This window comes from Burkholderia sp. 572 (genome assembly GCF_040545135.1).
Lineage (GTDB): Bacteria > Pseudomonadota > Gammaproteobacteria > Burkholderiales > Burkholderiaceae > Burkholderia > Burkholderia cepacia.
The window spans coordinates 19,799-44,911 of the sequence record NZ_JBEPLH010000040.1 but is presented as its reverse complement, the minus strand read 5'-3'; the positions used below and the strand labels follow the sequence as shown (position 1 = coordinate 44,911).

The window sequence follows — 25,113 nt, the reverse complement described above, 5'->3', positions numbered from 1 at the left end:
GGCGCTGCAGCAGCCGAGTGAACATCCACAGCAGGAACTTGAATTTGAGCATGGTCGGTGGCCTCGGGAGTAGGTGGATCGGCGCTTGTGCAGGAGTGTCGGTGGCGCCGTCATTCGCCGAGGAAGTGCACGGCGTGGTGCAGGAAGCGCTTCGGGTATTGGAATTGCGCACCGTGCCCGGCATCGGGATAGATGAACAACTGTGCGTTGGGGATATTGCGCGCCATGTAGAACGAGTTGACGGTCGGGATCATCACGTCGTGCACACCGTTTAGGATGAACGTCGGTTGTTGGATGCCACGCAGGTACGCGAACGGGTCGTCTTCCGAAACCCTGGGCAGGTAATGCATGTTGGCTTCGATCTGCGCAGCGGCCACCTCCTGAGACGACGGCGGATCCTGGTCAGCGCGCTGGTGGCGGCGCTCCCAAAACTCGCGCGCGGCCTTCTTTGCCGCTTCGGAGCGACCAAAGAACAGGTACTCGAAGTCTTCGAATACCGGTACGGGCCGAGGCGCCGTCGACAGTACCTTCGGCTCCATGTCGGGATCACCACCGCGCGGGCCGGTACCCAACAGCATGAGCTTGCGCACCAGTTTCGGATGGCGCCAAGTCAGGTCCAGCGCTTGGAAGCCACCGAGCGAGAAGCCCAGGACGTCAACCTGCTGCGAGCCAAGGGCTCGAACGACGGCTGCCGCGTCGTCGGCCATGTCTTCGATGCGGGTGCGAGGGGTTCCACCGGAAGAGGCGATGCCCCGGCCGTTGTACAGGATAACCTCCCGACCTTCGGCCAAACCATCCGTCATTAAGGGATCCCAATGGTCCATGCCACCACGAAAGTGCTGCAACATCAACAAGGGGGGCTGCGAGGTGCCCGTGTTGCCCCAGCGCCGGTAGGCGAATCGAGCGCCGTCAACCTCGACATAACGGGTGGGCGCATTGAGATGGGTGTCAGTCATTGCAGTGTCCTTCTATCTTAGGAGCGCGACGGCGAGGCCGTTTTCGTCCGGCTCAGGGTCACTTCGCCAAGAAGGCGAGCGCCTTCGGCACGAAATCCTCGTGGTACTGGAAGATCCCCCCATGGCCGGCGTCGGGGTAGATGATCAGTTCGCTGTTCGGCAGGCGCTTGGCGAGGTCGTAGGTATTACTGGTCGGGACCATCCGATCGTCATCGCCGTTGGCTACCAGTGCGGGTTGCTTTACCACCGAAAGATCGGCCGGGTGCTTCTGTCCCCACGCTTTGAGCGCCCGAAGCTGGGCCATGTAGGCGCCCACGGTAATACTCTTGTCTCGGTTCTCCGTGCGTTCCTGCAGGCGTTGCAGGAAGGCCTTGCCGGCCGCGATACCATTGGGCGTACGCGTGAAGAAGAGATACTGCTTCGGGTCTTGGCCGGTGAACATCGCGCGTATCAGGTCGTAGTTCGCCACTCTCGCAACGGTGCTGATGCCGGGACCGCCCGCGGGGCCAGTGCCCGTCAGGATCAGCTTGCGCACGAGTTGAGGTTCCTTCAACACAATCTCCTGCGCGACCATCCCGCCCATCGAGAAGCCGAAAAGGTCGACCTGCTTGAAGCCTTTGGCCTTGATGAAGGTGATGGCGTCGTCCGCCATTTTCTCGATGGTGTCGGCCGGCTTGCCCGTGGACGCACCAATGCCGCGGTTGTCGAACGCGACCACGTGATGCTTCGCGGCGATGCCGTCCACCACTCGAGGATCCCAGTTGTCCATAACGCCCGCCAAGTGGACCAGAAAGATCACGGGCGTGCCACCGTTGTCCTGGCCCAGTTCGCGGTAGGCGAAGTCCACACCGTCGGCCGAGATGACCTGCGTGGGCACGTTCTTCCACGACACGCTCTGCACAGTGGCTGCGATGGCGATGCTTGGTGCCGTAGGCGACTTGTCGGCCGTGGCGCATGCGGACAGCAGCGCTACGGACAACGCGATCAGGCACAGGCCTGCTGCTCGTGACAGATAAGACATGCTGTCTCCATTGGAATGGGCGAAGGATCGGCGAGAAACAAGAGGCGAGAATCAGTCGTGCGATCGATAGCGCTCGGCCGCGTGGGCCTGGCGAATGTCGCCCAGCAGCGTCTGGCGTGCGCGGTCCAGCGCGTCCCAGCGCTCGGCGGCATGCAGCGGCGGGATCGTGACCAGTTCGCGGCGATCGAAGCCGACGAGCGCCGCATCGACCAGCTCGCCCACGTCCATCAAGTCGGGGAGCGTCTTGACGTCGATACCGGCGCGGTCCCAAATCTCGGTGCGGGTGCCCGCCGGTAGAACGGCCTGCACGTAGACGCCCTTGGAACCCAGTTCCAGGTTCAGGCCCTGCGATAGGAACAGTACGAACGCCTTGGTCGCACCGTAGATCGACATGCCGAACTCGGGTGCGAAACCCACCACCGAACCGATGTTGACGATCGCACCGATGCCCGCCTGGGCGAATCGCGGCGCGACTGCGGCAGCCAGGCGCGTCAGCGCGGTGGTGTTGAGCCCGATCAGCCGCTCGATGCTCTCGGCCGATTGCTGCAGGAAGCCACCGGACTGTGCTGTGCCGGCGTTGTTGATCAGGACGCCGATGCTGGCATCGTCACGCAGTTGTGCTTCGACCGCAGCGATGTCGGCCTCTTGGTTGAGATCGGCCGGCAGCACGTCGATGGACACCTTGGCTTCAGCTCGCAAGTGGTCGGCCAAGGCTTCCAGTCGCGCCTTGTCGCGGGCGACGAGCACGAGCTTGTGGCCGCGTTTGGCGAAGCGTTCGGCGTAGGTGGCACCGATACCGCTGGAGGCGCCGGTGATGAGGACGGTAGGCAGTGTGCTCATGATTTGATTCCTTGTCGGTGTCAGGTTGGATTGGGCAGTGGTGATTGCGCCAGAAGCAGATCTTTGGTGCCCGCTCAGGACGCAGGGCCCGGCTGATCCAGGAACAGGGCCGTGTGGGCGACAAACGGCTCGGGATATTGGAACTGCGAGCCGTGTCCCGAGTCCGGGTACAGGATCAGCTGGGCGTTCGGGATGTGCTGCTGCAGTGTGAACGAGTTGATGCTCGGCACCATGATGTCCTCGCGTCCATTGACCACCAGCGTGGGCTGCTTAATCTCTTTCAGATACGCGTCAGCCGTGCCATGACGATGCGATTGGCAAGGGTCAGGCCGCCCAGGGTGTATGGCTCAAAAAGCGTCTTCTCGGTCATGGCGCAGTTGCTCGTCGTGTTGAATTGTCGTTATGATGACGATCATAATCTAAGATGTCAACGTTTTGATTGTGAGTGACATCAATGTATAGTGACGGCCTAGCAGTCATGAATTCACGGCGGTAAACATGAAGGTCACCAAGGTGCAAGCGCAGGCGAACCGGGCGCTGGTTGTCGAGACAGCGTCCAAGTTGTTTCGCGAACGGGGCTACGATGGGGTCGGAGTCGCGGATCTCATGGCTGCGGCTGGATTCACACACGGAGGCTTCTACCGGCAGTTCGGCTCCAAGACGGATCTAATGGCGGAGTCGGCCGCCTGCGGCATGGCGCAGACAGCAGCGCTCACCGTGGGGGTAGATCCCTTGCAGTTCGTCGAGCAGTATGTCTCGCGTGAGCACCGCGACGCCCGGTCCACCGGATGCACCATGGCGGCACTGGGCGGCGACGCTGCACGTCAGCCGGAAGTGGTCCGGTCGACGTTCGCGGACGGCATCGAAAGCTTGTTGGCTGCGTTGAGCGGCGAGGGCGCTGTATTGAACGGTGCAGACTCAGGGCAGGCGCGAGCCAAGTTGCTCGACATATTTGCTCATGCGGTCGGCGCCATTGTCTTGTCGCGCGCCTGCCCGGACGATTCGCCGCTGGCCGACGAGATTCTGGCGGCTTGCCGCAACGAGATCCGCGCGTCGCTGAGTCCGCCTGTGTGCTCGACTGCGAAAATGCGCGCAACTACGCGCAAGCGCAACGATAGTTGCTCCCCGAGCTCGAGTGGGTAGCCGGTCACCAGAATCTGAGTCGAGTCACGGCGTAGCGTATTGATGCGCGGTATTAATGGACTTTGCGGAATCGGCATGGCGCAGCCAGTTTGGGACGGCGGGCAAATGATCGAAGCTGGTGCAGTGCTAACTCGTGCCCATTGGGCTGCAATCCGAGAGGCCACAGATCACGATATCGCCAACGTCGAGGACTGCAATCGTGACCGGGGGTAACCTTGATCTCCGTGCAATTTTCCGGTTAGAGCGATCTGGACTGCATGCGGGGTTGCGCCCCGCCGCCTCTAAATATTTGTTTAAAATCAAATGTTTGCTGTCTGTTTTTCAAGCCGGCGGGCTACAGACATACCATCCAACCAACGAGTAACAAGAAATGAAGGCGCGGAAAAGGGCGTGTGGGTCGCCCGCAAGGTGATGCACCGTCATCGCAACGCTTGTCGGCTCGGTTGCCGACGCGAACGAGGCGAATTTCGTAGCAACAGTCGCCTGGCGCGTCGACGGCATCGTCTCGGTGACGAACCAGTTGCAATTCGACGATCAGCCTTTGTGAGGTGAACGCGGCCACTATCTTCTTGCAACGATATGTTCATGGCGGTCATCAATCGATGCTATGTGAGGATCCACGGCCGACCTCGAATGAGAGGGGGACTCGCCCCCGCCGCGACCAACCCCGCGTTGTAATGTGATGAAGCAATTTCCGCCTCCTGCCCACGGTGGAGTATTCGCAACAGTCTCATCATCAAATCGTGTGGGGTACCCCCCGTTCTAGCAATGTCCGGGCGATCTGCGCAAGGCGTCGCGGGGGAGCGAATACGAGCTAGCGATCACGCTGCTGTCTTGAGCGCAGGCGCCGGCGCGGCGCCCGCCGCGTCATACCCGGCAATCGCAAGCGCGAGCACGGGATTCAGGCTGTCAACCATCGCACTGGGGATCAGGATCGTCGCGCCGCGTTCCTTCGTCGTTTCGTAGATGATGTTCATCGCTCGCAACTGAAGCGCACCTGGATGATTTTCGTAGACCTGCGCCGCTTCGACGAACTTGGTCGCGATCTCGGCCTCCGCCGAGCCGAGGATCACCCGTGCCTGCTTTTCGCGCTCGGCTTGCGCCTGGCGCGACATCGAATCCTGCAGCGCGACTGGGATCGCAACATCGCGGGTCTCGACCGAGCGGACGGTCACGCCCCAATCCACGGTCTTTCTGCCGATCTCGTCGCGCAGGTGCATGTCGGCCGCCTTGCGATCCGACAACAAGGCAGCCAGCATCGATGCCCCGATCATTTCCCGCAGCGAGGTTTGCGCAACGCGGTCGATTGCCTGCCGGTAGTCGGTGATGGCGAGCGCGGCTTTCTGCGCGTCATGGACGTGCCAGAAAATCACGGCGTCGACGTTGACGGGCACGGTGTCCTTGGTCAGCGCTTGTTCGGCGTTGAAGGCGGTGGTTTGAATGCGTTCGTCGATGATCGCGACAACATTGTCCAGGATTGGAATGATCATGAAAAAACCGGCACCCTTGACGCTTTGCAGCTTGCCAATCCGCAGGATCACGAACTTCTCCCAGACGTTGGCGACCCGCACGGACAGTGCGATCAGGACCGCGACGATGAAAAGGGGGGCCGCAAGATATAGGTGGCCCCACGCGCCGATGGCGAATGCCGCGAGGACGAACGCGGCAGATAACACGAGTGTGATGGGATTCATGGTGACGCTCCGTTTCGGTGACGACAACCTGGCGCATGAGCGATGAGGCGCACTGCATCTCGGGTCGTCTTGGGCGTTCTGGCAACAGGGGGCAGAAGCCCTGATGCGAGCGTGCGCCCTATCGCCATGCCGATCGGTACGGTGCCGTACCTCGATCGCGCACGCTGCGCTTGCGTGACCGGATAGCGAAATATCGGGCGATCCGGTGTGTGAACGACGTGCAGCGCACCACGAAACGCTTCCCGAAGACTGTTCTTCAGCGTACCGACTCGACGAGCCTGCGCGATGCACGATGACGTTCGTCACGTTCTTCAGCCGGGAGCGGTTCATGAAATATCCGATCTACATCACGCAGCATGGGCAGCCCCGCTATCGCGGCGCGCTTCCGGATTTCCCCGAGGTCGGTGTGGAGGGCGACTCGTATGGCGAGCTGCAAGCGGCCGCCGAGCAACGGGTCATGGCCCGCTACGACCGCTCCGCGCGTCTCGTTCCGCCACCGACCACGAACATGTCGGTATTGCAGGCGTCGGAAGTTGATGCCGGGGACGGGATCTGGCGGTTCATCGATCTGGACCTGAGCCGGATGACGTCGAGTTCGGTGCGCATCGAGCTGTGCTTGCCAAAGCGCATCGTGCACGACATCGATCGGACGGCGAACGCGCTGCATACGACTCGCGATGCCTTCGTGTCGCTGGCGTGCGAGAACGCAGCCGTCCGATCCGCGCAGCACGGAGCGTTGCGGTGCGAACCCATCGCGAAATCGCTGTCGGAAGCGGCCTGACGGCCCGGGTGTGCCGGGCATGAAGCCGCTGCGGATGGTGCGGCGATGGGGGAGGAAGCGCCTTGAAGATTCACGTTGCGCGTGTGTCGCGACGCCGGACATCGCCATGGAGCAATGCCCGGCCGATTCGCGAGGAGTTCTTCGGCGAGGAGCGACTGGCGCAGCATGCGGGCAGCCTGGCTCGCGCGCAGAAGGTGTTGCCTGGTGTGATCTCGGGCCCGTCGCTCGCCACACGGCTGAGAGACAATGCGGATCATCTGCTGAAGGCCTACCGGAACACGGCGGCCGCAGACGCACGCGGCGAAGAGATCATGCCTGCCGCGGAGTGGCTGCTCGACAACTACTACCTTGTCGCAGAACAGGTGCGGCAGATCCAGGACGATCTCTCCCCGCGTTATTACCGCCAACTGCCCAAGCTCGGCAACGGCCCGTTCGCCGGTTATCCGCGCGTGCTCGAGATCAACTGGGCCTTCGTCGCCCATACCGACAGCCGTTTCGATCCCGACGCGCTATGCCGTTTCATGCTTGCCTATCAGGCCGTGGAACCGCTGACGATCGGTGAACTATGGGCGGTGGCGATCACGCTGCGGATCGTGCTGATCGAGAACCTGCGACGGCTCGCGGATCAGATCATCGACGACCGGCGCGCGAGACTCGACGCCGACGCGCTCGCGGATCGCCTGCTCGGCGAGGGCGGCCAGGCGCGGGTCGCGGCGGAGCCGCTCGTCGCCAATTACGAGCAGGCCGTATTGCACGATGCGTTCGCGGTGCAGCTGATTCAGCGGCTGCACGATCCCGATCCGGCCGTCGCGCCGGCACTGGCGTGGCTGCATCGGCACCTGGCGGCGCGCGGCGCGACGCCGGACCAGATTGTCGCGTCCGTCAACCATCAGCAGGGCGCCGCCAGCCTGACCGTGCGCAACGTGATCACCAGCATGCGGCTGATTTCGGAGGTGGACTGGACCGATCTGTTCGAGCGCATCAGCCTGGTCGATCAGGTACTGCGCAGCCACCCAGGCTTCGCGGAGATGGATTTCCCCACGCGCAACCTGTATCGCGACGCGGTTGAAGCGCTGGCCCGCGGCGCACCCGTCAGCGAGCTCGAGATTGCCCGCCGCGTCGTCGCCGATGCGGCGGCGCAGGGTGCAGGCTGCGGGCCGGCCGCCGAGACGGATCCCGGTTACTACCTGCTGGCGAACGGCCGCGCCGCGCTCGAAGCGGAGATCGGCTATCGGCCGCCCGTCGCGTTGTGGCTGCGGCGCCTGACACGCCACGCCGGTCTCGGCGGTTATCTCGGCCGGATCGGGCTGATCGTCGCGCTGCTGCTGGCGGGCATGCTGGCGTGGCTCACGCGTGTCGAACCGCCCGGTCAGTGGCTGATCTGGCTCGGCATCGCCGGCCTGCTACCGGCGCTGGATGCCGCGGTCGCGCTCGTCAATCGCGGCGTGATGCGCGATGTCGGTGCGAAGATCCTGCCCGGCCTCGCATTGCTCGACGGCATTCCGCCGGACCTGCGCACGATGGTCGCCGTGCCGGTGCTGCTGACAACGGAAGCTGTGCTCGGCGAGCAGATCGAGCAACTGGAAATTCATCATCTGGCGAGCCCCAACGGCGCGCTTTACTTCGCTTTGCTCTCCGACTGGATGGACGCGTCCACGCCGCACGCCGACAGCGACGACAGGTTGCTGGCATCCGCGACGGAGGGCATCGACCGGTTGAATCGCCTTTATCCGGCTGCGCCGGGCGAAGGCGAGCGCTTCCTGCTGCTGCACCGCAAGCGCGTATGGAACGACGGCGAACGGTGCTGGATGGGCTGGGAGCGCAAGCGCGGCAAGCTGCACGAGCTGAATCGATTGCTGCGCGGCGCATCGGACACGACGTTCATCGCGGCGGCCGGCCGGACGCCGCACGTGCCGCCGGACGTGCGCTACGTGATCACGCTCGATGCCGATACGCGGTTGCTGCGCGATACCGTGCGCCGCCTGGTCGGCAAGATGGCGCACCCGCTCAACCGGCCGGTATTCGATTCGGCGAGCCGGCGCATCGTCGGCGGCTACGGCGTCCTTCAGCCGCGCGTCACGTCCTCGCTCGCGAGCGGCGACGAGGGTTCGCTGTTCCAGCGCGTGTCGTCGAGCGCGCACGGCATCGATCCTTACGTGTCAGCCGTATCGGATGTCTATCAGGATCTGTTCGACGAAGGCTCCTATGCGGGCAAGGGCATCTACGACGTCGACGCGTTCGAGGCGGTGCTCGCCGGTCGCGTGCCGGAGAACGCGGTGCTCAGTCACGATCTGTTCGAAGGTATTTTCGCGCGGGCCGGACTGGCGTCGGATATCGAGGTTGTCGAAGCGTCGCCGTCCCGCTACGACGTCGCCGCGAGCCGCCTGCACCGATGGGCGCGCGGCGACTGGCAGCTCCTGCCCTGGTTGCTGTTCGGCCACGAACCGTTGACGGCGGTCGGCCGCTGGAAGATGCTGGACAACCTGCGCCGCACACTCACGGCGCCCGCCATGCTGGTCGCGCTACTGGCCGGATGGATGCTGCCGCTCCCCGTATCGCTCGCCTGGAGCGCCTTCGTGCTGGTGACGATCGCGCTGCCGTTCCTGTTGCCTGTATTGAGCGGGCTGGTGCCGCGCTGGCGGCGCACGCACGTGAAGATGACCACGCGCAGCGTGCTCCATGCATGGTCGATGGAGTTGCGGTTCGCGTTGACGCGGTTCGGCCTGTCGATTGTCATGTTGCCGCAGCAGGCGTGGTCGATGGGCGACGCGATCGCGCGTACGCTGTTTCGTGTGGCGATCAGTCGTCGCCATCTGCTCGAATGGACCACGGCGGCCGCAGCGGGTGCGCGCGACCGGCGGACCCTCGCGCCCACCTATCTGCAAATGCGCGGCGGCGTGACGCTCGCGCTGCTTGTCGCGGCTGCCAGCCTGATGGCGGGCTGGCGCTTCGATCGTCATACGGGCTGGCTGGCCGTGCCGTTCGTACTCGTCTGGCTTGCCGCGCCGGCGATCGCGTATTGGCTGAGCCGCGCACCACGGTTGGCGGGCGAGCTGGCGGTGGCCCCGCACGATGCGCGTCAACTGCGGCGCGACGCGCGCCGGACCTGGCGTTATTTCGAGACGTTCGTGACGGCGGACGATCAGATGCTGCCGCTGGACAATTTCCAGGAGGACCCGAAGCCCGTCGTCGCGCACCGGACTTCGCCCACCAACATCGGGCTATACCTGCTGTCTGCCGTCAGCGCCCGCGAGTTTGGCTGGCTCGGTACGCTGGACGCGGTGTCGCGGCTGGAGGCGACCGTCGCGACGATGCGGCTGATGTCACGCTATCGCGGCCACTTTTATAACTGGTACGACACGCGCGACTTGCGGCCCCTCGAGCCGAAGTACGTGTCGTCGGTCGACAGCGGCAATCTTGCCGGCCACCTGATCGCCCTCGGCAACGGTTGCCGGGCCTGGGCGAATCAGCCCGCCGGTGTGGGGTGGCAGGCCGCGTACGAAGGGATCGGTGACACGCTCGCGCTGTTACGCAAGGCCGTGTGCCGCGATGGCGATGCCCGGACGACCTTGCACGGCGAATTCGAGCGGGCCGCGACCGAGCTGGATGAGACGCTCGCCGCGCCGGCCCGGGAAGTCGGCGCCCCGGACGGCCCCGCCGCGCCGGAATGGTCCGAGATCACGATCCTCACCGCGACGGTCGCCGATGTCGCGCGCGCGCTGACGGACGAGGTCGGCGGGGTGCGGGGCGGCGACGTCGACGACGTGCTGTTTTGGGCGCAGGCGCTGGAGCACGCGGTGCAAGGGCATTGCCGCGACGCGACGCGCACGCCGGACGAAGCGGACGTGCTGAACAAGCGCCTGCATACGCTGGCCGATACCGCGTTGCAGATAGCCTATGCGATGGAGTTCGGCTTTCTGCTCGACCCGGTGCGCAATCTGCTGTCGATCGGTTACGCGGTGGCCGACGGGCGGCTCGATCCGGGCAACTACGATCTGCTGGCATCGGAGGCACGCCTCGCGAGTTTCGTCGCGATCGCGAAGGGTGATGTCCCGGCGCGGCACTGGTTCCGGCTCGGCCGCCTGGCGACGCCGATCGGGCACGGCGCGGCGCTGATCTCGTGGTCGGGATCGATGTTCGAATACCTGATGCCGTCGCTCGTGATGCGCGCGCCGGACAGCAGCCTGCTCGCGCGCACCAATCAGCTGGTGGTGCGTCGCCAGATCGCCTACGGCGACGGGCTGCGCCTGCCGTGGGGCATGTCCGAATCGGCGTACAACACACGCGACATCGAGCTAACCTATCAGTATTCGAGCTTCGGCGTGCCGGAGTTGGGGCTCAAGCGCGATCTCGACCAGAACCTGGTGGTCGCGCCCTATGCGACCGCGCTCGCGGCGATGGTCGCGCCGGACGCCGCCGCGCGCAACTTCGAGCGGCTGCGTGCAGCCGGCGCGTGCGGGCGCTTCGGCTTCTACGAAGCGCTCGACTACACGCCCGCGCGCGTGCCGGAAGGCATGCCAGTTGCGATCGTGCGGGCATTCATGGCGCATCACCAGGGCATGTCGATCGTGTCGATCGCCAATGCGCTGCTGGGCGGGCGCATTCGCGCCTTCTTCCATGGCGAGCCGGCCGTGCGCGCCACCGAGCTGCTGTTGCAGGAACGGGTGCCGGGCCGGGTCGCGGCAGGGCGGCCGCGGATCGACGCGAGCCCCGCCGGCAGGATGCATGGCGTCGACGCCGGCGTTGCACGGCGCCTGCTGTCGGCGGACGATCCCGCGCCCGTCACGCATCTGCTGTCCAACGGCCGCTACGCCGTGATGCTCACGGCCGCAGGCTCCGGCTACAGCCGCCGCGACGATCTGGCCGTCACGCGCTGGCGGGAAGACGCGACGCGCGACGATTGGGGTAGCTATCTGTATCTGCGCGACGCCGAGAGCGGCGAGGTCTGGTCGGCCACGTGGCAACCCACCGGCGTGGTGCCGGACAGCTACGAAGTGACGTTCACCGAAGATCGCGCCGAGTTCGTGCGTCGCGACGGCACCTTGACGACGTCGCTTGAGGTGGTGGTATCCGCCGAGGACGATGCGGAAGTGCGGCGGGTGTCGGTGGCCAATACCGGCTCCCGGCCACGAGTGATCGAATTCACGTCCTACGCGGAAATCGTGCTCGCTCCGCCCGCCGCCGATCACGCCCATCCCGCATTCTCGAAACTGTTCATCGAAACCGAGTACGTGCCGGCGTCTGGCGCGATTCTGGCGACGCGGCGCAAGCGCGCGCCGAACGAGGCGGAAGTTTGGGCCGCGCATCTGGCCGTGACCTCCGGCGAAACCGTCGGCGCGGATGAATTCGACACCGATCGATTGCGCGTCATCGGACGCGGGCGCAGCGTTCGCCTGCCGCTTGCGCTGACCGAACAGCGTGCGCTGGGCGCTTGCGAAGGCGCGGTACTGGACGCGGCGTTCACGCTGCGGCAGCGGCTGCGCATCGAGCCGGGCGCGAAGGCGAGCATCGTCTATTGGACCATCGTCGCGGATTCGCGCGCGCAGCTGCTCGACCTGATCGACAAGCATCGCGACGGCGAATCGTTCGCGCGGGCGGCGATGCTCGCGTGGACCCAGGCGCAGGTGCAGCTGCGGCATAGCGCGGTGAGCCTCGACGAGGCCGCGTTGTTCCAGCAACTGGCCGGATACATGCTCTACAGCGATGCGTCGATGCGGCCGGGGTCCGCCGCGCTGCTGCGCCATGCGGCGGCGGTGTCGGCGGCGGGCGGCGTGGGCGCGTCGCCGCTATGGACGCATGGCGTATCGGGCGATCTGCCGATCCTGCTGGTGCGGATCGACGACATCGAGCACATCGCGATGGTGCGGCAGCTGATCCGCGCGCACGAGTACTGGCGGATGAAGCGGCTCGAGGTCGATCTGGTCATCATCAACGAGCGCGCGGCGTCGTACGTGCAGGATTTGCAGGCGGCGCTCGAGGGGCTGGTGCGGACCCGGCAGCCGCCGGACGAAGCCGGGCGCGGCAGTATTTTCGTGCTGCGCGAGGATCTGATGGCGGCGGCGGCGCGCGCGCTGTTTCCGGCGGTCGCGCGCGCCGTGCTCGCCGCGCGCAACGGCCGGCTGGTGGACCAGTTGCGGCGCCTCGCGGGTTCACCGCTGCCCACGCGACCGGATCCCGCGCGCGCGCCGCTGCCGCCGCCCACGATTGCGCCGCCGAAGGGCGCGCAGGCCGGCGCCGGTCTCGAGTACTTCAACGGAATCGGCGGTTTCGCGCGTGGCGGCCGCGAATACGTCGTGATCCTGCAGCCCGGTCAATGCACGCCGATGCCGTGGGTCAACGTCGTCGCGAATCCCTTGTGCGGCTTCCTGACGTCGGCGGAGGGGGGCGGCTATACCTGGGTGACGAACAGCCGCGAGCATCCGCTGACGCCGTGGTCGAACGACCCGGTCACCGATCCGCCGAGCGAAGTGTTCTACATCCGCGACGACGAGACCGGCGTGCGCTGGGGGCCGCAAGCGGCCTCGATCGGCGACGACGCGCCGGGCGCGACCGCTTTCGTGGCGAGTCATGGCCAGGGCTACAGCCGGTTTGCGCATTCCGCCGCCGACGTCGCCGTCGAGTTGTTGCAGTTCGTGCCCCTGGCCGATCCTGTCAAGATTTCCCGCCTGACCTTGCGCAACCTGTCCGACCGGACTCGCCGGCTGTCCGTCGCAACCTATGCGGAGTGGGCGCTGGGTGCGTCGCGCAGCGTCGCGGCGCCGCACACCGCGAGCGAGATCGATCAGCCGACCGGAGCGCTGTTTGCCCGCAACGACTGGAGTCAGGTGTATCGCGGCAGGGTGGCGTTCGCCGATTTATGCGGCCTGCAAACCTCGTGGAGCGCGGACCGGCGCGAGTTCATCGGCCGCAATGGCGTCCTGAGCGATCCCGCCGGTTTTCCGGGCAGGGCCGGCGCGTCGCCGTTGTCGGGCCGCGTCGGCGCCGGGCTCGACCCGTGTGCCGCGTTGCAGACCACGGTCGATCTCGAACCCGGCGGCAGCATCGAAATCGTCTTGCTGCTCGGCGAGGGCGCCGACGCGGCAGCGGCGCGACAGTTGATCGCGCATTACCGTCAGGCGGATCTCGACGCGATATTCGCCGCCGTGACGGCGTTCTGGGACGAGACGCTCGGCGCGATCCAGGTCGAGACACCGGACCGCGCGATGGATCTGATGCTGAACCGCTGGCTGCTGTACCAGACGCTGTCTTGCCGGATCTGGGCGCGTGCGGGCTTCTATCAGGCGAGCGGCGCGTACGGCTTTCGCGACCAGTTGCAGGACGGCATGGCGCTCGCCATCGCCCGCCCGGCCCTGGCGCGCGAGCATCTGCTGCGGGCGGCGGCGCGCCAGTTTCCGGAAGGCGACATGCAGCACTGGTGGCTGCCGGAAAGCGGCAGCGGCGTACGCACACGGATCTCCGACGACCGCGTCTGGCTCGCGCATGCGGTTGCGCACTACGTCGACGTCAGCGGCGACCGCGCGATTCTCGATGTATCGATCCCGTTCATCGACGGACGACCGCTGGCCGCCGACGAGCAGGACGCGTTCTTCATCCCGCGCATCTCGGAAACGAGCGCGTCGCTGTTCGAGCATTGCGTGCGCGGACTGGAGGCCAGTCTCGCGCAGGTCGGCGAGCATGGCCTGCCGCTGATCGGCACGGGCGACTGGAACGACGGCATGAACCGGGTCGGCGAAGCCGGGCGGGGTGAAAGTGTCTGGCTCGGGTGGTTTCTGCATGCGACGCTCACGGCGTTCGCCCCGCTCGCCGCGGCGCGCGGCTCGGCCGACCTGGCGGCGCGCTGGTCGACGCGTGCCGCCGCGTTGCGCGATGCGCTTGCCGATGCGGGATGGGACGGCGCATGGTATCGGCGCGGCTACTTCGACGACGGTACGCCGCTCGGCTCGGCCGGCAACGCCGAATGCTCGATCGACGCGATCGCGCAGTCGTGGAGCGTGCTGTCGCGCGCGGCGGACCCGATGCGCGCCGCTCAGGCAATGGACGCGCTGGAAGCGCAGTTGATCCGCCGCGACGATGGCCTGGCCCTGCTGTTCGCACCGCCGTTCGATCGTTCGTCGGTCGATCCCGGTTATATCAAGGGCTATCCGCCGGGCATCCGGGAGAACGGCGGCCAGTACACGCATGCGGCCACGTGGTCGGTGCTCGCGTTCGCGCAAATGGGCGACGGCGATCGCGCCGCGAATCTGTTCGCGCTGCTCAATCCGGTCAATCGCAGCCGCACGCGCAGCGGGGCGAATCGCTATCGGGTCGAGCCGTACGTGGTCGCGGCCGACGTATATTCCGTCGCGCCGCATGTCGGCCGCGGCGGCTGGACGTGGTACACCGGCTCGGCCGGCTGGCTCTATCGCGCGGGCGTCGAAGGCGTGCTCGGTCTGCGCAGGCATGGCGACATGCTGTCCATTCAACCGTGCATCCCGCTGTCCTGGCCGGGCTTTAGGGCCACGCTGCGTCACGGCGCGTCGCACTACGACATCGTCGTCGAGAATCCGGGCGGCGCCAGCGGCGGCGTGTCCCGCCTCGTGGTCGATGGCGTGCGGCTCGCCGCCGGCGAAGCGGCGGTGCGGCTCGTGGACGACGGTCGCCGCCACAGCGTGGTCGTGACGCTGGGGGCGGCGCAAGCGGTGTTTCAGTGACGCGGCAGATCGGCATCCGCGCCGGTACGTTAGCGGACCGACTGCGCGCGATCGACCGGCCATCATGAACCGATGTCCCGAATTTCATCGAGACGTCAGCGCATGGGCTTCCGTGCGTCGTGCCGGATCGGACGGCGCCGCGGCAACCCAAGGAGATGATCATGAGAAAGCTACATTCCGTGGCAGTCGAGATGGCGATAGTCACCATGACGATTGCCGTGCTGGCGGGTTGCGGCGGTATGTCTCGCCGCGGAACGGATACCGTGATCGGGGCGGGTGTCGGCGGTGTTGCCGGTGCAGTCCTGACGGGCGGCAGTGCATTGGGCACGGTTGGCGGCGCGGCCGTCGGCGGGGTGGTCGGCAATCAGGTCGGGAAATAGGCCGGCCGAAGGGTAGGGCATCGGCACGCGCACCCGCCGTCACGGCGAAGCGCGCGCGTGACGAGCGTGACCCGGAGTGCGACCGGTATGGCGGCATTTCTCCTGAACGGCGAGCTGAGGCTGTCCTGGTGGCAGCTTGCGTGGGTCGTGCTCGTGCTCACGCATGTCACCATCATCAGCGTGACGGTGTACCTGCACCGTTGTCAGGCGCACCGGGCGCTGGATCTGCACCCGGGCGTCAGTCACTTCCTTCGGTTCTGGCTGTGGTTGACGACGGGCATGCTGACCAAGCAGTGGGTCGCCGTGCATCGCAAGCATCACGCGAGGAGCGAGACCCCGGAAGATCCGCATAGCCCGCGCACCCGCGGCCTCGCGACCGTGCTGCTGTGCGGCGCGGAACTGTACCGGGAGGAAGTGCGGAACGAGGAAACGCTGCGCCGATATGGATCGGGTACGCCGGACGACTGGCTCGAACGCCACGTCTATGCCCGCTATCCGAATCTCGGCGTCGGGCTGCTGGTCGTGATCGACGTCGGGCTGTTCGGGCTGCCCGGCGCGGCGGCGTGGGCGATCCAGATGATGTGGATTCCGTTCTGGGCCGGCGGCGTAATCAATGGTTGCGGCCACTTCAGCGGTTACCGGAATTTCGCGACGTCCGATGCGAGCACCAACCTTTTTCCGTTGGGCATCCTGATCGGCGGGGAAGAACTGCACAACAATCACCACGCATACGTTACGTCCGCCAGGCTGTCGAACCGCTGGTTCGAATTCGACATCGGCTGGCTGTACATCCGCCTGCTGGCGGTGTTGAGACTCGCGACCATTCGGCGAATCGCGACGAAGCCGCGCCTGCTCCCGAACAAGGTGGTGGCGGACGACGCGACGCTGCAAGCGATCATCCGCAACCGGCATGCGGTGATGGCCGCCTATGCGCGCATGCTCGAGTCGGCCTGCCGGCGGGAGCTGCGCCGCATCGAGGACATGAGCCGCGACGACAAGCGCGCGTTCGCGCTCGGCATGAAACGCTGGCTGCGCCAGGCCTGGGGCCATCGGGACAAGCCCGATCTGCGGGCGCTGAAGAGCCCCAATGCGAACCGGCGAATACGCGTGTACGTGGATATGTACGAGACGTTGCTCGAGCTATGGACGTGGTCGCACGCGTCGCACGAGCAATTGCTGGTTCAGTTGCAGGACTGGTGCCGTAGTGCGGAGCAGAGCGGCATCAAGGCGATCGCCGATTTCTCGATGCGCCTGCGCCGGTATGCGTGATCGCGGCACGCCGGCGACCCGCCATGCGGGACCGGCGTGCCACAGCGCGCGGCGCATGCGCCGCTCATCTCGCGCGATTGTCGGGACGCGAGTAACGCCACTTGCTCGCATTGGAATTGATGCCGGCATCCTGACGGATGCGCTTTTCGGCGCGTTCGACGTCGGCACGGGCCAGATCGTCCCGCTGCTTTTTCCGGGTCGCGTCATCGCGTCGGTCAACCGACGTGCCTGAGTGGGATTTCATAGATCCTCCTGAATGAGGTGTGCTCGCGTCGCGAGACGCCGCGTCGAGTCGGATGCGGCGGACGGATCAGATCGCCTGAGGGGCGATCTTGCCATCCACGATGTCCTTGCCGAATTGCATCGCCAGTTCGAGTGCGAGCGCCGCCGTTTGCGGAGCGCCGTGCTCGAAAATGGTCGAGTAACGCGGTGCCGTTGCCGAGGTCGCCGGAATCGTGTCGATGCGCACGATTGAAGCAAAACGCTTCGGGCCGGGGGCGTGGGGATCGCCGAACGGCGGGAAAAGCATTTGTGAATAGACGCGGAGTTCACGTCCGCGATATTCGAGAGTGGGGATGGTCATGATTTGCTCCTGACAGAGCAACCGTTGGCGCCGAAGGATTCAAGGGCGCCGATGCCTTGACAAAAAACCGGCAGGTATGTTCAGTGTGCGCGCTTGACAATGGTTTCGCAAGAAAAACATCGGATGCCGAATCATATTTTCGATGCGGATAAATCATTGCGCTGCAATGCGGCAGTCACCTGCGGTGTCGGAAAAACCCGACTGCAAATAGTCGATACCGTACAGACCAACGCGTGTCGTTCGGTTCACGATGAAATAAACATCGAGGAGGCTGCCATGTGCATCCCACTTTCACCCGAGGTCGTCGAGACCCTCAAGTCGCTTGATCGAATTCCGGATTCCCAAGCCAATATTCCGCGCTCCATAGCCAATGAACTATTGACTCACGGGCTTGCATACGAGTCGCGCACCGGCGGCTCCATCCATATGACGTCAGCAGGCCGGCTGTGGCTGAATCGGTGCGCGTATTAGCGCGCACGGGTTGATCAGACGGGACCGGAGTTTTGTCCTGTACAACGATCCATGAATCCATGAGGCAATGATGAAAATCTCATCTACACGATGGTTTAAGCTGGACCAATATGCGCCTGTTCGCAACGGATGGTATGAAGTGCGACTGGTGAGCGGCGACACGGCATTTGCGAAGTTCGGCGACGGCGAATGGACCGAAAAGCCGATGCTCATCTTTACGCGCTGGCGAGGCTTGTGCTCCGATCCGGCCAAGTCGAGCGACCAGGAGACGATTGCCGCGGATGCGACCGCAGCGAAAGGTGTCCGGGACGCGTGGGACGCGTTCTTTCCGGGCGTGGGAGACGAGCAGCACAAACCGCTTGCCGCCGCGCATGGCGACGACACCCGACGCGTTGCGGCATCGTGACGGTCGGCTGGGAAACGGATCTCGCCGGATGCGGACGTGTGCCATCACCACCGGCGAGTCCGCCGCACGTTGCCCGATCGCGCGGCGCTTCGGACGGTTCGCGCGAACACCCTACGGCCGCCGCTTGAATTGCGCTTTCGCGTCGCCGAATGACGCTTGTGTCTTGCCGACGACCTGCTCGACCTTGCCCTGCATTCGGGTCGTTCGATTTCCCATGATCCTGCCGACCATTTCCTTCAGCTTGCCTTTTGCTTCCGCGATGCGGCCTCTCACCTGATCCCTGTTCATCACACTGCTCCTTGACATGGGTCGCCTGTTTCACCGGTACGACACCCCGAACCATCGAGGCGTCGTATCGGGCGCTTCGGCGCGGGACAACCAAGCCGCCCGAACACATGTTGCGCGCAATCGCGACGAAGGTCGGTACGTTGCCGTACGCGAATCGGCGCCGGCGTGCCGCCTGATGCATGCGGGCGGCGATTGGGTCGATCGCCGCGAAGATGGGGGGCATGTGATCATGCTTTGCGCGCTTGGTACGCTTTCGTACCGCATTCGCATTCGCCTGTGTGTAGCGTCAGGGATATCCACGAACAACCTGAGACGCATCATGCTGCGACGAACATCGAAGGTCATCAGGCTCGAGTCGCTGTAACCGGCGGCGAAGGCAGGGCGGCTTTGTATCCCTGTGTTGTTTTCAATCTTGCGGAGGGTGTATGCACATTCTCACGAGCGCGGGCCCACTGGTTTCGCTGATCGCCGGCATCCTGATTCTTGTGGTGCCCCGTCTGTTGAATTACATCGTGGCGATCTACCTGATCGTCATCGGGTTGCTCGGGCTGTTCGGAGGACATCTCCACTGAACCCGTGCCTCCCCCCGGCGAAACAGCAGATGACGAACCGCGCACGCGGCACTCGCGATCGTCGACCCGTTGCCGTTGACAGGTCGATCGGCGGCGCGGTGCTGTTCTATCTATCGGGTCGCGGAGTCCATCGCATATCTGCGGCAATGCTCCAGGTACCCTCGTTCGTGCCTGCTCACGAGCTCGACGATGCTGGCCCACAGCCACGACGGCGCGTCGAGCACTTTTGAGCGATTGCGCCGCAGTTCCCCCCGCCAGCTTTCGCGCGTGGACGCGTCCATTTGACTGGCGTGGGCGTTGCCGACGACCCGCGCCAGAAATCGCGCGACTTTCGCGGCTTCGTCGCGCGTGAGTTGGTTGATTTCCATTTTCAGGTCTTGCGGCAGCAGTTCGCGCAGAAACACCGACCGGTCGAGAAAGCGCGACGCGCGCATACGGTCGCCCAGGAATGGCGCCAGGTGGTGCGCCCCCTCGACAACGCGTGCGGCGTTGTCGCGCGGCATCTTGACCGACGGGTATCGCGGCGCCGCAGCCTGAATGGCCTCTTTGACGTCCATCAGACATAGATCATTCCCGCGGGACGATTCATGCCCAATGTCGAGCAGTACCGCAACGCGCAGGCGGCCAAGCGAGCTGCAGCCTTTTACCCAATAAGCGGCATCGAGCACCTCCACCGACGCGCCTTCGTCGCGCGACCGCAATGAAGTGGCCAGGCCCGCAACGGCCTCGTCTGCGAAAAGCTGCGTGACCGCACGCCGTTCTTCCTTCGACAGCGGCCAGAAAGTCTTGCCAAAAGGGATCGTTGGCCGGGTGTTTTCGATACGTTCCCTGGCCAGCTTTTTCCACGACCGCTTCCATGCCTCCCGCATGACCAGCCGGATGGACTCCGGATTGTCAATGGACGCCGCGGCATCCACGCACGCATGGCTGTCGAAGGCCCGCTCATAGCCGTCCATCATCTGTTCAATCATGGCCGCGACGATCACGCCGGACAGATCGGAGCCGCGCGCAGCGGTAGCCAGCGACAATCCGAGGCGGATGAGGTCGTGGACCGGGTTGCCGACAACCGTCTGGTCGAGGTCGCGGATCTGTATCTCGACGTGCCCCCGAGCGTTCGCGATGGGTCCCAGGTTGCCGACGTGACAGTCGCCGCAAATCCAGATCGGCGGGCCTTCCGGTAACGTGTGGCGCTCCAGGCTCTCGATCCATTCGTAAAATCTGACGGTATTGCCCCGGACATAGGCGTGGGCCGACCGCGCCATCTTCTCGTTTCGGAGCGCAATGAGGGCAGCCTGCCGCCCGCGGACGGGCGTGGCTCGGCGCAGCGCGCGACCCGGGTGCGTGGTGGCTGAAGTGTGACGCATGCGCTATCGAATCGATCGATAGTCCGTTCCCGAGCGCGTGCTCGCGTCGGAACGCTTCTGCTTCGCGGTGCGCGGCCGCTCGTGAGCGAGCGGGTTCGTCAGCCTCGGTTTTTCGGGCGGGACGGGCATTCCGTCATCGGTCGCGATGTCCTGCGCATATTTCCGATGCTGTTGCGGCGTGTCGCGGGCTTGTTGCCTGGGGGCGTTCATGAGCGCGCTCCTGTGAATCCCGCTTCGCATGGATCCGATCGCTCGAACCGGATCGCGGTCGATTACATCGGCGATGTGTCGGCGCGTTGTGGCGCCGTGCGCGCATCGGCATCGGCATCGGCATCGGCAAGCATGCTTGCGTGCCGACCCAGAATGGGCGAGCGAACAGCGGAAGTCGGTACGATGCCGTGCAGTGGCGGTTGGCGTCGCTTCAGATCGGCAAGCAGGCGATTGGCGGCGATGTCCGCGATGACCCGCGTGCGTCCGGTACGTTGCCGGACAGACTCCCCGCCCGCATCCGTCTACTTTGATATTGAAAGCGTCGATGCACGCCCCGAACCGGGTGCATCGAGCACGCGTCCCGCATGAAGGAGCAGGGCGACCGACGTCCCGGCTAATCCGGCATTCGAGAGGCGGCACCGCCCATTTCGACGGGGAAGCGCACGGGCGCAGATCGACGGAAACATCGGTTCGATTGCATTCGGCAGCCATCGGTGCGGACGCATCGCGACATGGACGGCCGGATTGATTGAGGAGAGACGACATGTCACTGGGACTTCTTCTACTGATCGTTGTCGTGCTGTTGATGGTCGGGGTGATCCCGACCTGGCGCTACAGCAACGGCTGGGGTTATGGTCCAAGCGGATTGCTTGGCTTGGTATTGATCGTATTGCTCATCATGATGCTGCTGGGCAGGCTGTGACGCGGGACATCATCGACGCTGCAGGTTCATCGAAAGACCGCCGCCCGGCACCGTGAGTGTCGGGTGTGGCATCGCACCGAACCGAACCGTTCTACCAACACATGCACCGTGCCACTGCGCCCGCCACGGATCTCATGCAAAACGGCGCATAAGCGGCGTGGCCGACATGCCGTGCAGCACGATCGACACGGCGATGATGGTCAGTACCCACGGAACCAGCGGCAACAGTTGCGCGCGCGGCCCTTGCTCGATCGCCAGCATCAAGTAATACAGGGAACCCACGCCGCGAATGCCGAACCAGCTGATCAACCGGCGCTGGTGGCGCGACGCCCGGGAGCCGATCAGCGCGAGCCGGGTGGCGGCCGGCCGGATGACGAACAGCAGTGTCGCGACCACGGCCGCGCCCGTCCAGGTCAGCATGTCGGCCCAATAGCGGGACACGAGCGCGCCGATCAGCAGGATCAGCACGGCTTCGGCGATGTGTTCAAGCTCGATCGTAAATCCCATGACCGATTCCGCGACGAAGGCATGGGCTTTGTCGGGATCGGTGGCGGTGGCCTCGACATCCTCGCTGTCCACGACGCCGACCGTCTCCTTCGACGTCTTCCGGCCGCTCGTTCGATGCTCGACACGCCGCATCGCGACCCCCGCGGCGAACACGGCCAGGAACCCGTAGCCATGAATGGCCAGCGCCACGCCGTACGACAGTATGATCAGGCCCAGCGCGAAAAACCCTTCGAGGCCGAGCGCCTGTCCGTGATGACTGCGCAGGAATGCGACGAGCCGGGCGGTGACGAAGCCGAGCAGCCAGCCGGCGCCCACACCGGACGCGATGCCCCATGCAATGCCACCGACCATGCTCCAGTGGAGCGCCAACGTCGTGCCGGAACCGCACAAAAGCAAGCCGAGCACCGCGCACGGGTAGGCCGTGCCGTCGTTGATCCCGCCTTCGCCGGACAACGAAAAGCGCACCAGTTCGACGTCACCCGCGTCGCGCACCCCGACGTCATGCGCGAGCACCGGGTCCGTCGGCGCGATCATCGCGCCCAGCAGTACCGCGACGCCGATGCTCAAATGCAACACCAGCACGCCGAGCGCGGCGATCGACGCGACAGTGAAGATCATCGCGACGACGCCAAGCCGCAGCGGCAGCATCCAGCGGGGATCGGCGGGCGGGACACGCAGCCTCAGGCCGATCGCGAACAGCGAGATCAGCAAGCCGATTTCTGCGGCGAAACGCAAGCGCGTGACGTCATCCGGCAAGGTCATCGACAGCAAGCCGGTGGCGGCCGGTCCGATCAGAAAGCCGATCCCGAGATACACCATGGCCGCGCTCAGCGGCAGGCGCTCGAGCGACGATCCGATGAGTCCCATGGCAATCAGCAGGGCTCCGAAGATGAGGCATCCGATCGTTTCAGTCACTTTGCATACCCAGCATGGATAACGTGACGCTCGGGCCGCCTGTCGGCGCGGGAGCGTCACGGGATGGCGATGCGCCGGTCGTACCACGTTCGCAGCGAGCCGGTCCGGCGTCTGTCCGATGGCGGACAAAGGACCGGGCACGACCATTGCGATCGCAGCGACGCGCGCCTGCGGCTGACGCGGTTGGGAAGGCCTACCCGAAGCGGCACGCATGCGATGTACGGTAGCGGGCAGAGCGGCGCGGTGCTTCGTCATAGACTGTTCGCCGTTCCTCACGACAATCGGAGCATGGCCATGGCCCACACAGCAATCGAGGGAGACCTGCGTTCACTTGAACGACTCATTGCACGCGTCGCGCTCGGTGAGCCTGTGCCATGGGCACTGTGGCGAATCCGGCTGGAATCGATTCTGGAAGACGGCTGTCCGACGCCGTCGGAACGCACGCAGTTCGTCAGCATCATCGCCCTTATCGTCATGCTCGAGCGTCGAGCGGGCACGCCGGCCACGCATTGAGCCTGGCCGGCGTGCCGGCAGTCATGGCCCATGCGCGAACGAGAATGGGGCTGTGCCCCATACAGGAGGCAGGTTGAAACCCACGACATCCGACCCGCCGGTCGCGCCGGCCGCGATGCCCGTCAGTCCGCTGGCGGGCCGGCTCGCGCCATACGCGCTGTGGATCGACGTCCCCGCCTCGTGACCGCGTACTACACCGATATGCCGGACCCGGCCGTCCCGGCGCAACGCGTGACGTTCGGCACGTCGGGACACCGGGGCTCCGCGTCGACCCGCAGCTTCAACGAGTGGCACGTCCTCGCGATCGCGCAGGCGATCTGCCGGTATCGACGTTCGCACGGCATCGACGGTCCGTTGTTTCTCGGCATCGATACGCACGCACTGTCCGAACCGGCGCAGGCGAGCGTGCTTGAAGTACTGGCTGCCAATGGCGTCGAGGTCATGCTGGCGCCGCCGGGCGAATACACACCCACGCCGGCCGTTTCGCGCGCGATCCTGAAGTACAACCACGGACGCAGTGCCGGGCTCGCCGACGGCATCGTGGTGACGCCGTCGCACAATCCCCCGGACAACGGCGGCATCAAGTACAACCCGGCGACCGGCGGCCCGGCCGAGGAGGCCGTCACCCGCTGGATCGAAACGGTGGCGAACGATCTGCTCGAAGCGGGGCTCGCGGGGGTGAGCCGCGTCTCGTTGTCGAAGGCATCGAATGCCGCCACGACGCACCGCTACGACTTCCTCGCGGCGTATGTCGACGACCTGGCGAGCGTCATCGACATGGACCTTCTGCGCGGCGCGCCGATCCTGCTCGGCGTCGATCCGCTCGGCGGCGCCGGGGTGCACTACTGGCGCGCGATTGCCGAGCGTTACCGTTTGAATCTCGTGATCGTCAGCGAGGAAGTCGACCCGACTTTTCGCTTCATGAGCGTCGACTGGGACGGACGGATCCGCATGGATCCGTCGTCGCCGTATGCGATGCAGACCCTGATCGCGCGGAAAGACCGCTTCGACGTCGCGTTCGCGTGCGACACCGACCACGACCGGCACGGGATCGTCACGCGGAGCGACGGTCTCTTGCCGCCCAATCACTATCTCGCGGTGCTCGTCGATTATCTGTACGCGCATCGGCCGGGGTGGCCCGCGCGCGCGGCGGTCGGCAAGTCGGTCGTCTGCAGCGGGATGATCGATCGTGTCGCCCGCGCACGCGCTCGCGAAGTCTACGAAGTACCCGTCGGCTTCAAATGGTTCGTCGGCGGCTTGCTCGACGGCACGCTGGGGTTCGCCGGCGAGGAGAGTGCGGGGGCCACGTGCCTGCAGCTCGACGGGCAACCCTGGACGACCGACAAGGACGGCATCGTTCCCGCGTTGCTGTCTGCCGAAATCATGACGCGAACCGGCCGCGATCCGGCGGAGCTTTACCGCGGTCTGGCGCACCGATTCGGCGCGCCCGCCGAACGGCGGGTACAGGCCGCGGCCACACGCGAGCAGCGCGCACTGCTGGCGCGGCTGACGCCGCATCAGTTCACGCACACCGAACTGGCGGGAGAAGCGATCGTCCGGATACTCGATCGGGCGCCGGGCAATCGGGCCGCGATCGGCGGCATCAAGGTGATGACGGAACACGGCTGGTTCGTGGCCCGGCCATCCGGTACCGAGGATCTCTACCGGATCTATGCGGAAAGCTTCAACGGCGAGGAGCACGTGGCGAGCATCGTGGCCGATGCCCAGTCGATGGTCGACGCGGTGCTCGAAGCCGGTACGCACCATGCCGGCGGCGGCCCGCACGCCTGATACGCGCACGGGCCGG

The 25,113-nt window shown here is 65.3% G+C and carries 19 protein-coding genes and 1 pseudogene; 11 read left to right on the top strand and 9 right to left on the bottom strand.

Annotation, left to right across the window (positions count from 1 at the left end):
• Positions 1-110: 110 nt before the first annotated feature.
• The 4 genes from ABIC51_RS39285 to ABIC51_RS39270 form a co-directional block, all read right to left on the bottom strand.
• The gene (locus tag ABIC51_RS39285) at positions 111-956 is read right to left on the bottom strand and encodes an alpha/beta fold hydrolase (RefSeq protein WP_096476074.1); all 846 of its coding nucleotides are present in this window, start codon (positions 954-956) and stop codon (positions 111-113) included.
• A gap of 58 nt (positions 957-1,014) precedes the next feature.
• Positions 1,015-1,977, bottom strand: coding sequence for an alpha/beta fold hydrolase (locus tag ABIC51_RS39280; RefSeq protein WP_126365542.1), 963 nt, complete (start codon positions 1,975-1,977; stop codon positions 1,015-1,017).
• Positions 1,978-2,028: 51 nt separating this feature from the next.
• Positions 2,029-2,817 carry an SDR family NAD(P)-dependent oxidoreductase gene (locus tag ABIC51_RS39275; protein WP_175899494.1) on the bottom strand — a complete coding sequence of 263 codons (789 nt, stop codon included), beginning with the start codon at positions 2,815-2,817 and terminating at the stop codon, positions 2,029-2,031.
• Positions 2,818-2,891: 74 nt separating this feature from the next.
• Positions 2,892-3,074: an alpha/beta fold hydrolase gene (locus ABIC51_RS39270; RefSeq protein ID WP_404841812.1), complete on the bottom strand. Its 183-nt coding sequence runs from the start codon at positions 3,072-3,074 to the stop codon at positions 2,892-2,894.
• 241 nt (positions 3,075-3,315) lie between these two features.
• On the opposite strand from ABIC51_RS39270, the gene ABIC51_RS39265 reads away from it, so the two are divergent.
• Complete coding sequence (locus tag ABIC51_RS39265; RefSeq protein WP_175899492.1) at positions 3,316-3,960, top strand: TetR/AcrR family transcriptional regulator; 645 nt, start codon at positions 3,316-3,318, stop codon at positions 3,958-3,960.
• Positions 3,961-4,781: 821 nt separating this feature from the next.
• On the opposite strand, the gene ABIC51_RS39255 is transcribed toward ABIC51_RS39265, so the two are convergent.
• A complete protein-coding gene (locus tag ABIC51_RS39255; RefSeq protein WP_027792660.1) occupies positions 4,782-5,654 on the bottom strand; it encodes a slipin family protein in 873 nt (290 codons plus the stop codon).
• Positions 5,655-5,982: 328 nt separating this feature from the next.
• Between ABIC51_RS39255 and ABIC51_RS39250 the strand changes: the two genes are divergently transcribed.
• From ABIC51_RS39250 to ABIC51_RS39235, 4 genes are all read left to right on the top strand, one after another.
• Positions 5,983-6,435 carry a type II toxin-antitoxin system HicB family antitoxin gene (locus tag ABIC51_RS39250; RefSeq protein ID WP_175899690.1) on the top strand — a complete coding sequence of 151 codons (453 nt, stop codon included), beginning with the start codon at positions 5,983-5,985 and terminating at the stop codon, positions 6,433-6,435.
• Positions 6,436-6,497: 62 nt separating this feature from the next.
• Positions 6,498-15,125: a GH36-type glycosyl hydrolase domain-containing protein gene (locus ABIC51_RS39245; RefSeq protein ID WP_175899490.1), complete on the top strand. Its 8,628-nt coding sequence runs from the start codon at positions 6,498-6,500 to the stop codon at positions 15,123-15,125.
• A gap of 161 nt (positions 15,126-15,286) precedes the next feature.
• A complete protein-coding gene (locus ABIC51_RS39240; protein ID WP_078041939.1) occupies positions 15,287-15,505 on the top strand; it encodes a YMGG-like glycine zipper-containing protein in 219 nt (72 codons plus the stop codon).
• 87 nt (positions 15,506-15,592) lie between these two features.
• Positions 15,593-16,774 carry a DesA family fatty acid desaturase gene (locus ABIC51_RS39235; RefSeq protein ID WP_175899488.1) on the top strand — a complete coding sequence of 394 codons (1,182 nt, stop codon included), beginning with the start codon at positions 15,593-15,595 and terminating at the stop codon, positions 16,772-16,774.
• Between the two features lie 310 nt (positions 16,775-17,084).
• Here ABIC51_RS39235 and ABIC51_RS39225 read toward each other — a convergent pair whose 3' ends face one another.
• Positions 17,085-17,357, bottom strand: coding sequence for a hypothetical protein (locus tag ABIC51_RS39225; RefSeq protein ID WP_078041820.1), 273 nt, complete (start codon positions 17,355-17,357; stop codon positions 17,085-17,087).
• A gap of 123 nt (positions 17,358-17,480) precedes the next feature.
• On the opposite strand from ABIC51_RS39225, the gene ABIC51_RS39220 reads away from it, so the two are divergent.
• Together ABIC51_RS39220 and ABIC51_RS39215 are read left to right on the top strand one after the other, a co-directional pair.
• Positions 17,481-17,828, top strand: coding sequence for a hypothetical protein (locus tag ABIC51_RS39220; protein WP_226128590.1), 348 nt, complete (start codon positions 17,481-17,483; stop codon positions 17,826-17,828).
• A gap of 70 nt (positions 17,829-17,898) precedes the next feature.
• Entirely contained in the window at positions 17,899-18,234 is a 336-nt protein-coding gene (locus tag ABIC51_RS39215) for a hypothetical protein (protein ID WP_078041938.1), read from the top strand.
• Positions 18,235-18,345: 111 nt separating this feature from the next.
• Here ABIC51_RS39215 and ABIC51_RS39210 read toward each other — a convergent pair whose 3' ends face one another.
• Positions 18,346-18,522, bottom strand: coding sequence for a CsbD family protein (locus ABIC51_RS39210; RefSeq protein ID WP_078041937.1), 177 nt, complete (start codon positions 18,520-18,522; stop codon positions 18,346-18,348).
• 425 nt (positions 18,523-18,947) lie between these two features.
• On the opposite strand from ABIC51_RS39210, the gene ABIC51_RS39205 reads away from it, so the two are divergent.
• The gene (locus ABIC51_RS39205; RefSeq protein ID WP_006413561.1) at positions 18,948-19,094 is read left to right on the top strand and encodes a DUF3096 domain-containing protein; all 147 of its coding nucleotides are present in this window, start codon (positions 18,948-18,950) and stop codon (positions 19,092-19,094) included.
• A gap of 110 nt (positions 19,095-19,204) precedes the next feature.
• Here ABIC51_RS39205 and ABIC51_RS39200 read toward each other — a convergent pair whose 3' ends face one another.
• Positions 19,205-20,458, bottom strand: coding sequence for a DUF2252 domain-containing protein (locus ABIC51_RS39200; RefSeq protein ID WP_146254753.1), 1,254 nt, complete (start codon positions 20,456-20,458; stop codon positions 19,205-19,207).
• Between the two features lie 754 nt (positions 20,459-21,212).
• On the opposite strand from ABIC51_RS39200, the gene ABIC51_RS39195 reads away from it, so the two are divergent.
• The gene (locus ABIC51_RS39195; protein WP_078041817.1) at positions 21,213-21,371 is read left to right on the top strand and encodes a DUF3309 family protein; all 159 of its coding nucleotides are present in this window, start codon (positions 21,213-21,215) and stop codon (positions 21,369-21,371) included.
• 132 nt (positions 21,372-21,503) lie between these two features.
• On the opposite strand, the gene ABIC51_RS39190 is transcribed toward ABIC51_RS39195, so the two are convergent.
• Entirely contained in the window at positions 21,504-22,793 is a 1,290-nt protein-coding gene (locus tag ABIC51_RS39190) for a cation:proton antiporter (protein WP_078041816.1), read from the bottom strand.
• 294 nt (positions 22,794-23,087) lie between these two features.
• On the opposite strand from ABIC51_RS39190, the gene ABIC51_RS39185 reads away from it, so the two are divergent.
• Positions 23,088-23,306, top strand: coding sequence for a hypothetical protein (locus ABIC51_RS39185; protein WP_078041935.1), 219 nt, complete (start codon positions 23,088-23,090; stop codon positions 23,304-23,306).
• A 115-nt stretch (positions 23,307-23,421) separates the two neighbouring features.
• Positions 23,422-25,097 (top strand): annotated as a pseudogene (pgm, locus tag ABIC51_RS39180) (phosphoglucomutase (alpha-D-glucose-1,6-bisphosphate-dependent)).
• Positions 25,098-25,113: the final 16 nt, after the last annotated feature.

Bases quoted from the DNA above. Each gene is read 5' to 3' on its own strand.
- ABIC51_RS39265 (WP_175899492.1), top strand. From the start codon at position 3,316: ATGAAGGTCACCAAGGTGCAAGCGCAGGCGAACCGGGCGCTGGTTGTC.
- ABIC51_RS39210 (WP_078041937.1), bottom strand. From the start codon at position 18,522: ATGAACAGGGATCAGGTGAGAGGCCGCATCGCGGAAGCAAAAGGCAAG.
- ABIC51_RS39225 (WP_078041820.1), bottom strand. From the start codon at position 17,357: ATGACCATCCCCACTCTCGAATATCGCGGACGTGAACTCCGCGTCTAT.
- ABIC51_RS39250 (WP_175899690.1), top strand. From the start codon at position 5,983: ATGAAATATCCGATCTACATCACGCAGCATGGGCAGCCCCGCTATCGC.
- ABIC51_RS39285 (WP_096476074.1), bottom strand. From the start codon at position 956: ATGACTGACACCCATCTCAATGCGCCCACCCGTTATGTCGAGGTTGAC.
- ABIC51_RS39185 (WP_078041935.1), top strand. From the start codon at position 23,088: ATGGCCCACACAGCAATCGAGGGAGACCTGCGTTCACTTGAACGACTC.
- ABIC51_RS39240 (WP_078041939.1), top strand. From the start codon at position 15,287: ATGAGAAAGCTACATTCCGTGGCAGTCGAGATGGCGATAGTCACCATG.
- ABIC51_RS39195 (WP_078041817.1), top strand. From the start codon at position 21,213: ATGTCACTGGGACTTCTTCTACTGATCGTTGTCGTGCTGTTGATGGTC.
- ABIC51_RS39280 (WP_126365542.1), bottom strand. From the start codon at position 1,977: ATGTCTTATCTGTCACGAGCAGCAGGCCTGTGCCTGATCGCGTTGTCC.
- ABIC51_RS39215 (WP_078041938.1), top strand. From the start codon at position 17,899: ATGAAAATCTCATCTACACGATGGTTTAAGCTGGACCAATATGCGCCT.
- ABIC51_RS39205 (WP_006413561.1), top strand. From the start codon at position 18,948: ATGCACATTCTCACGAGCGCGGGCCCACTGGTTTCGCTGATCGCCGGC.
- ABIC51_RS39275 (WP_175899494.1), bottom strand. From the start codon at position 2,817: ATGAGCACACTGCCTACCGTCCTCATCACCGGCGCCTCCAGCGGTATC.
- ABIC51_RS39220 (WP_226128590.1), top strand. From the start codon at position 17,481: ATGCCGAATCATATTTTCGATGCGGATAAATCATTGCGCTGCAATGCG.
- ABIC51_RS39235 (WP_175899488.1), top strand. From the start codon at position 15,593: ATGGCGGCATTTCTCCTGAACGGCGAGCTGAGGCTGTCCTGGTGGCAG.
- ABIC51_RS39255 (WP_027792660.1), bottom strand. From the start codon at position 5,654: ATGAATCCCATCACACTCGTGTTATCTGCCGCGTTCGTCCTCGCGGCA.
- ABIC51_RS39200 (WP_146254753.1), bottom strand. From the start codon at position 20,458: ATGCGTCACACTTCAGCCACCACGCACCCGGGTCGCGCGCTGCGCCGA.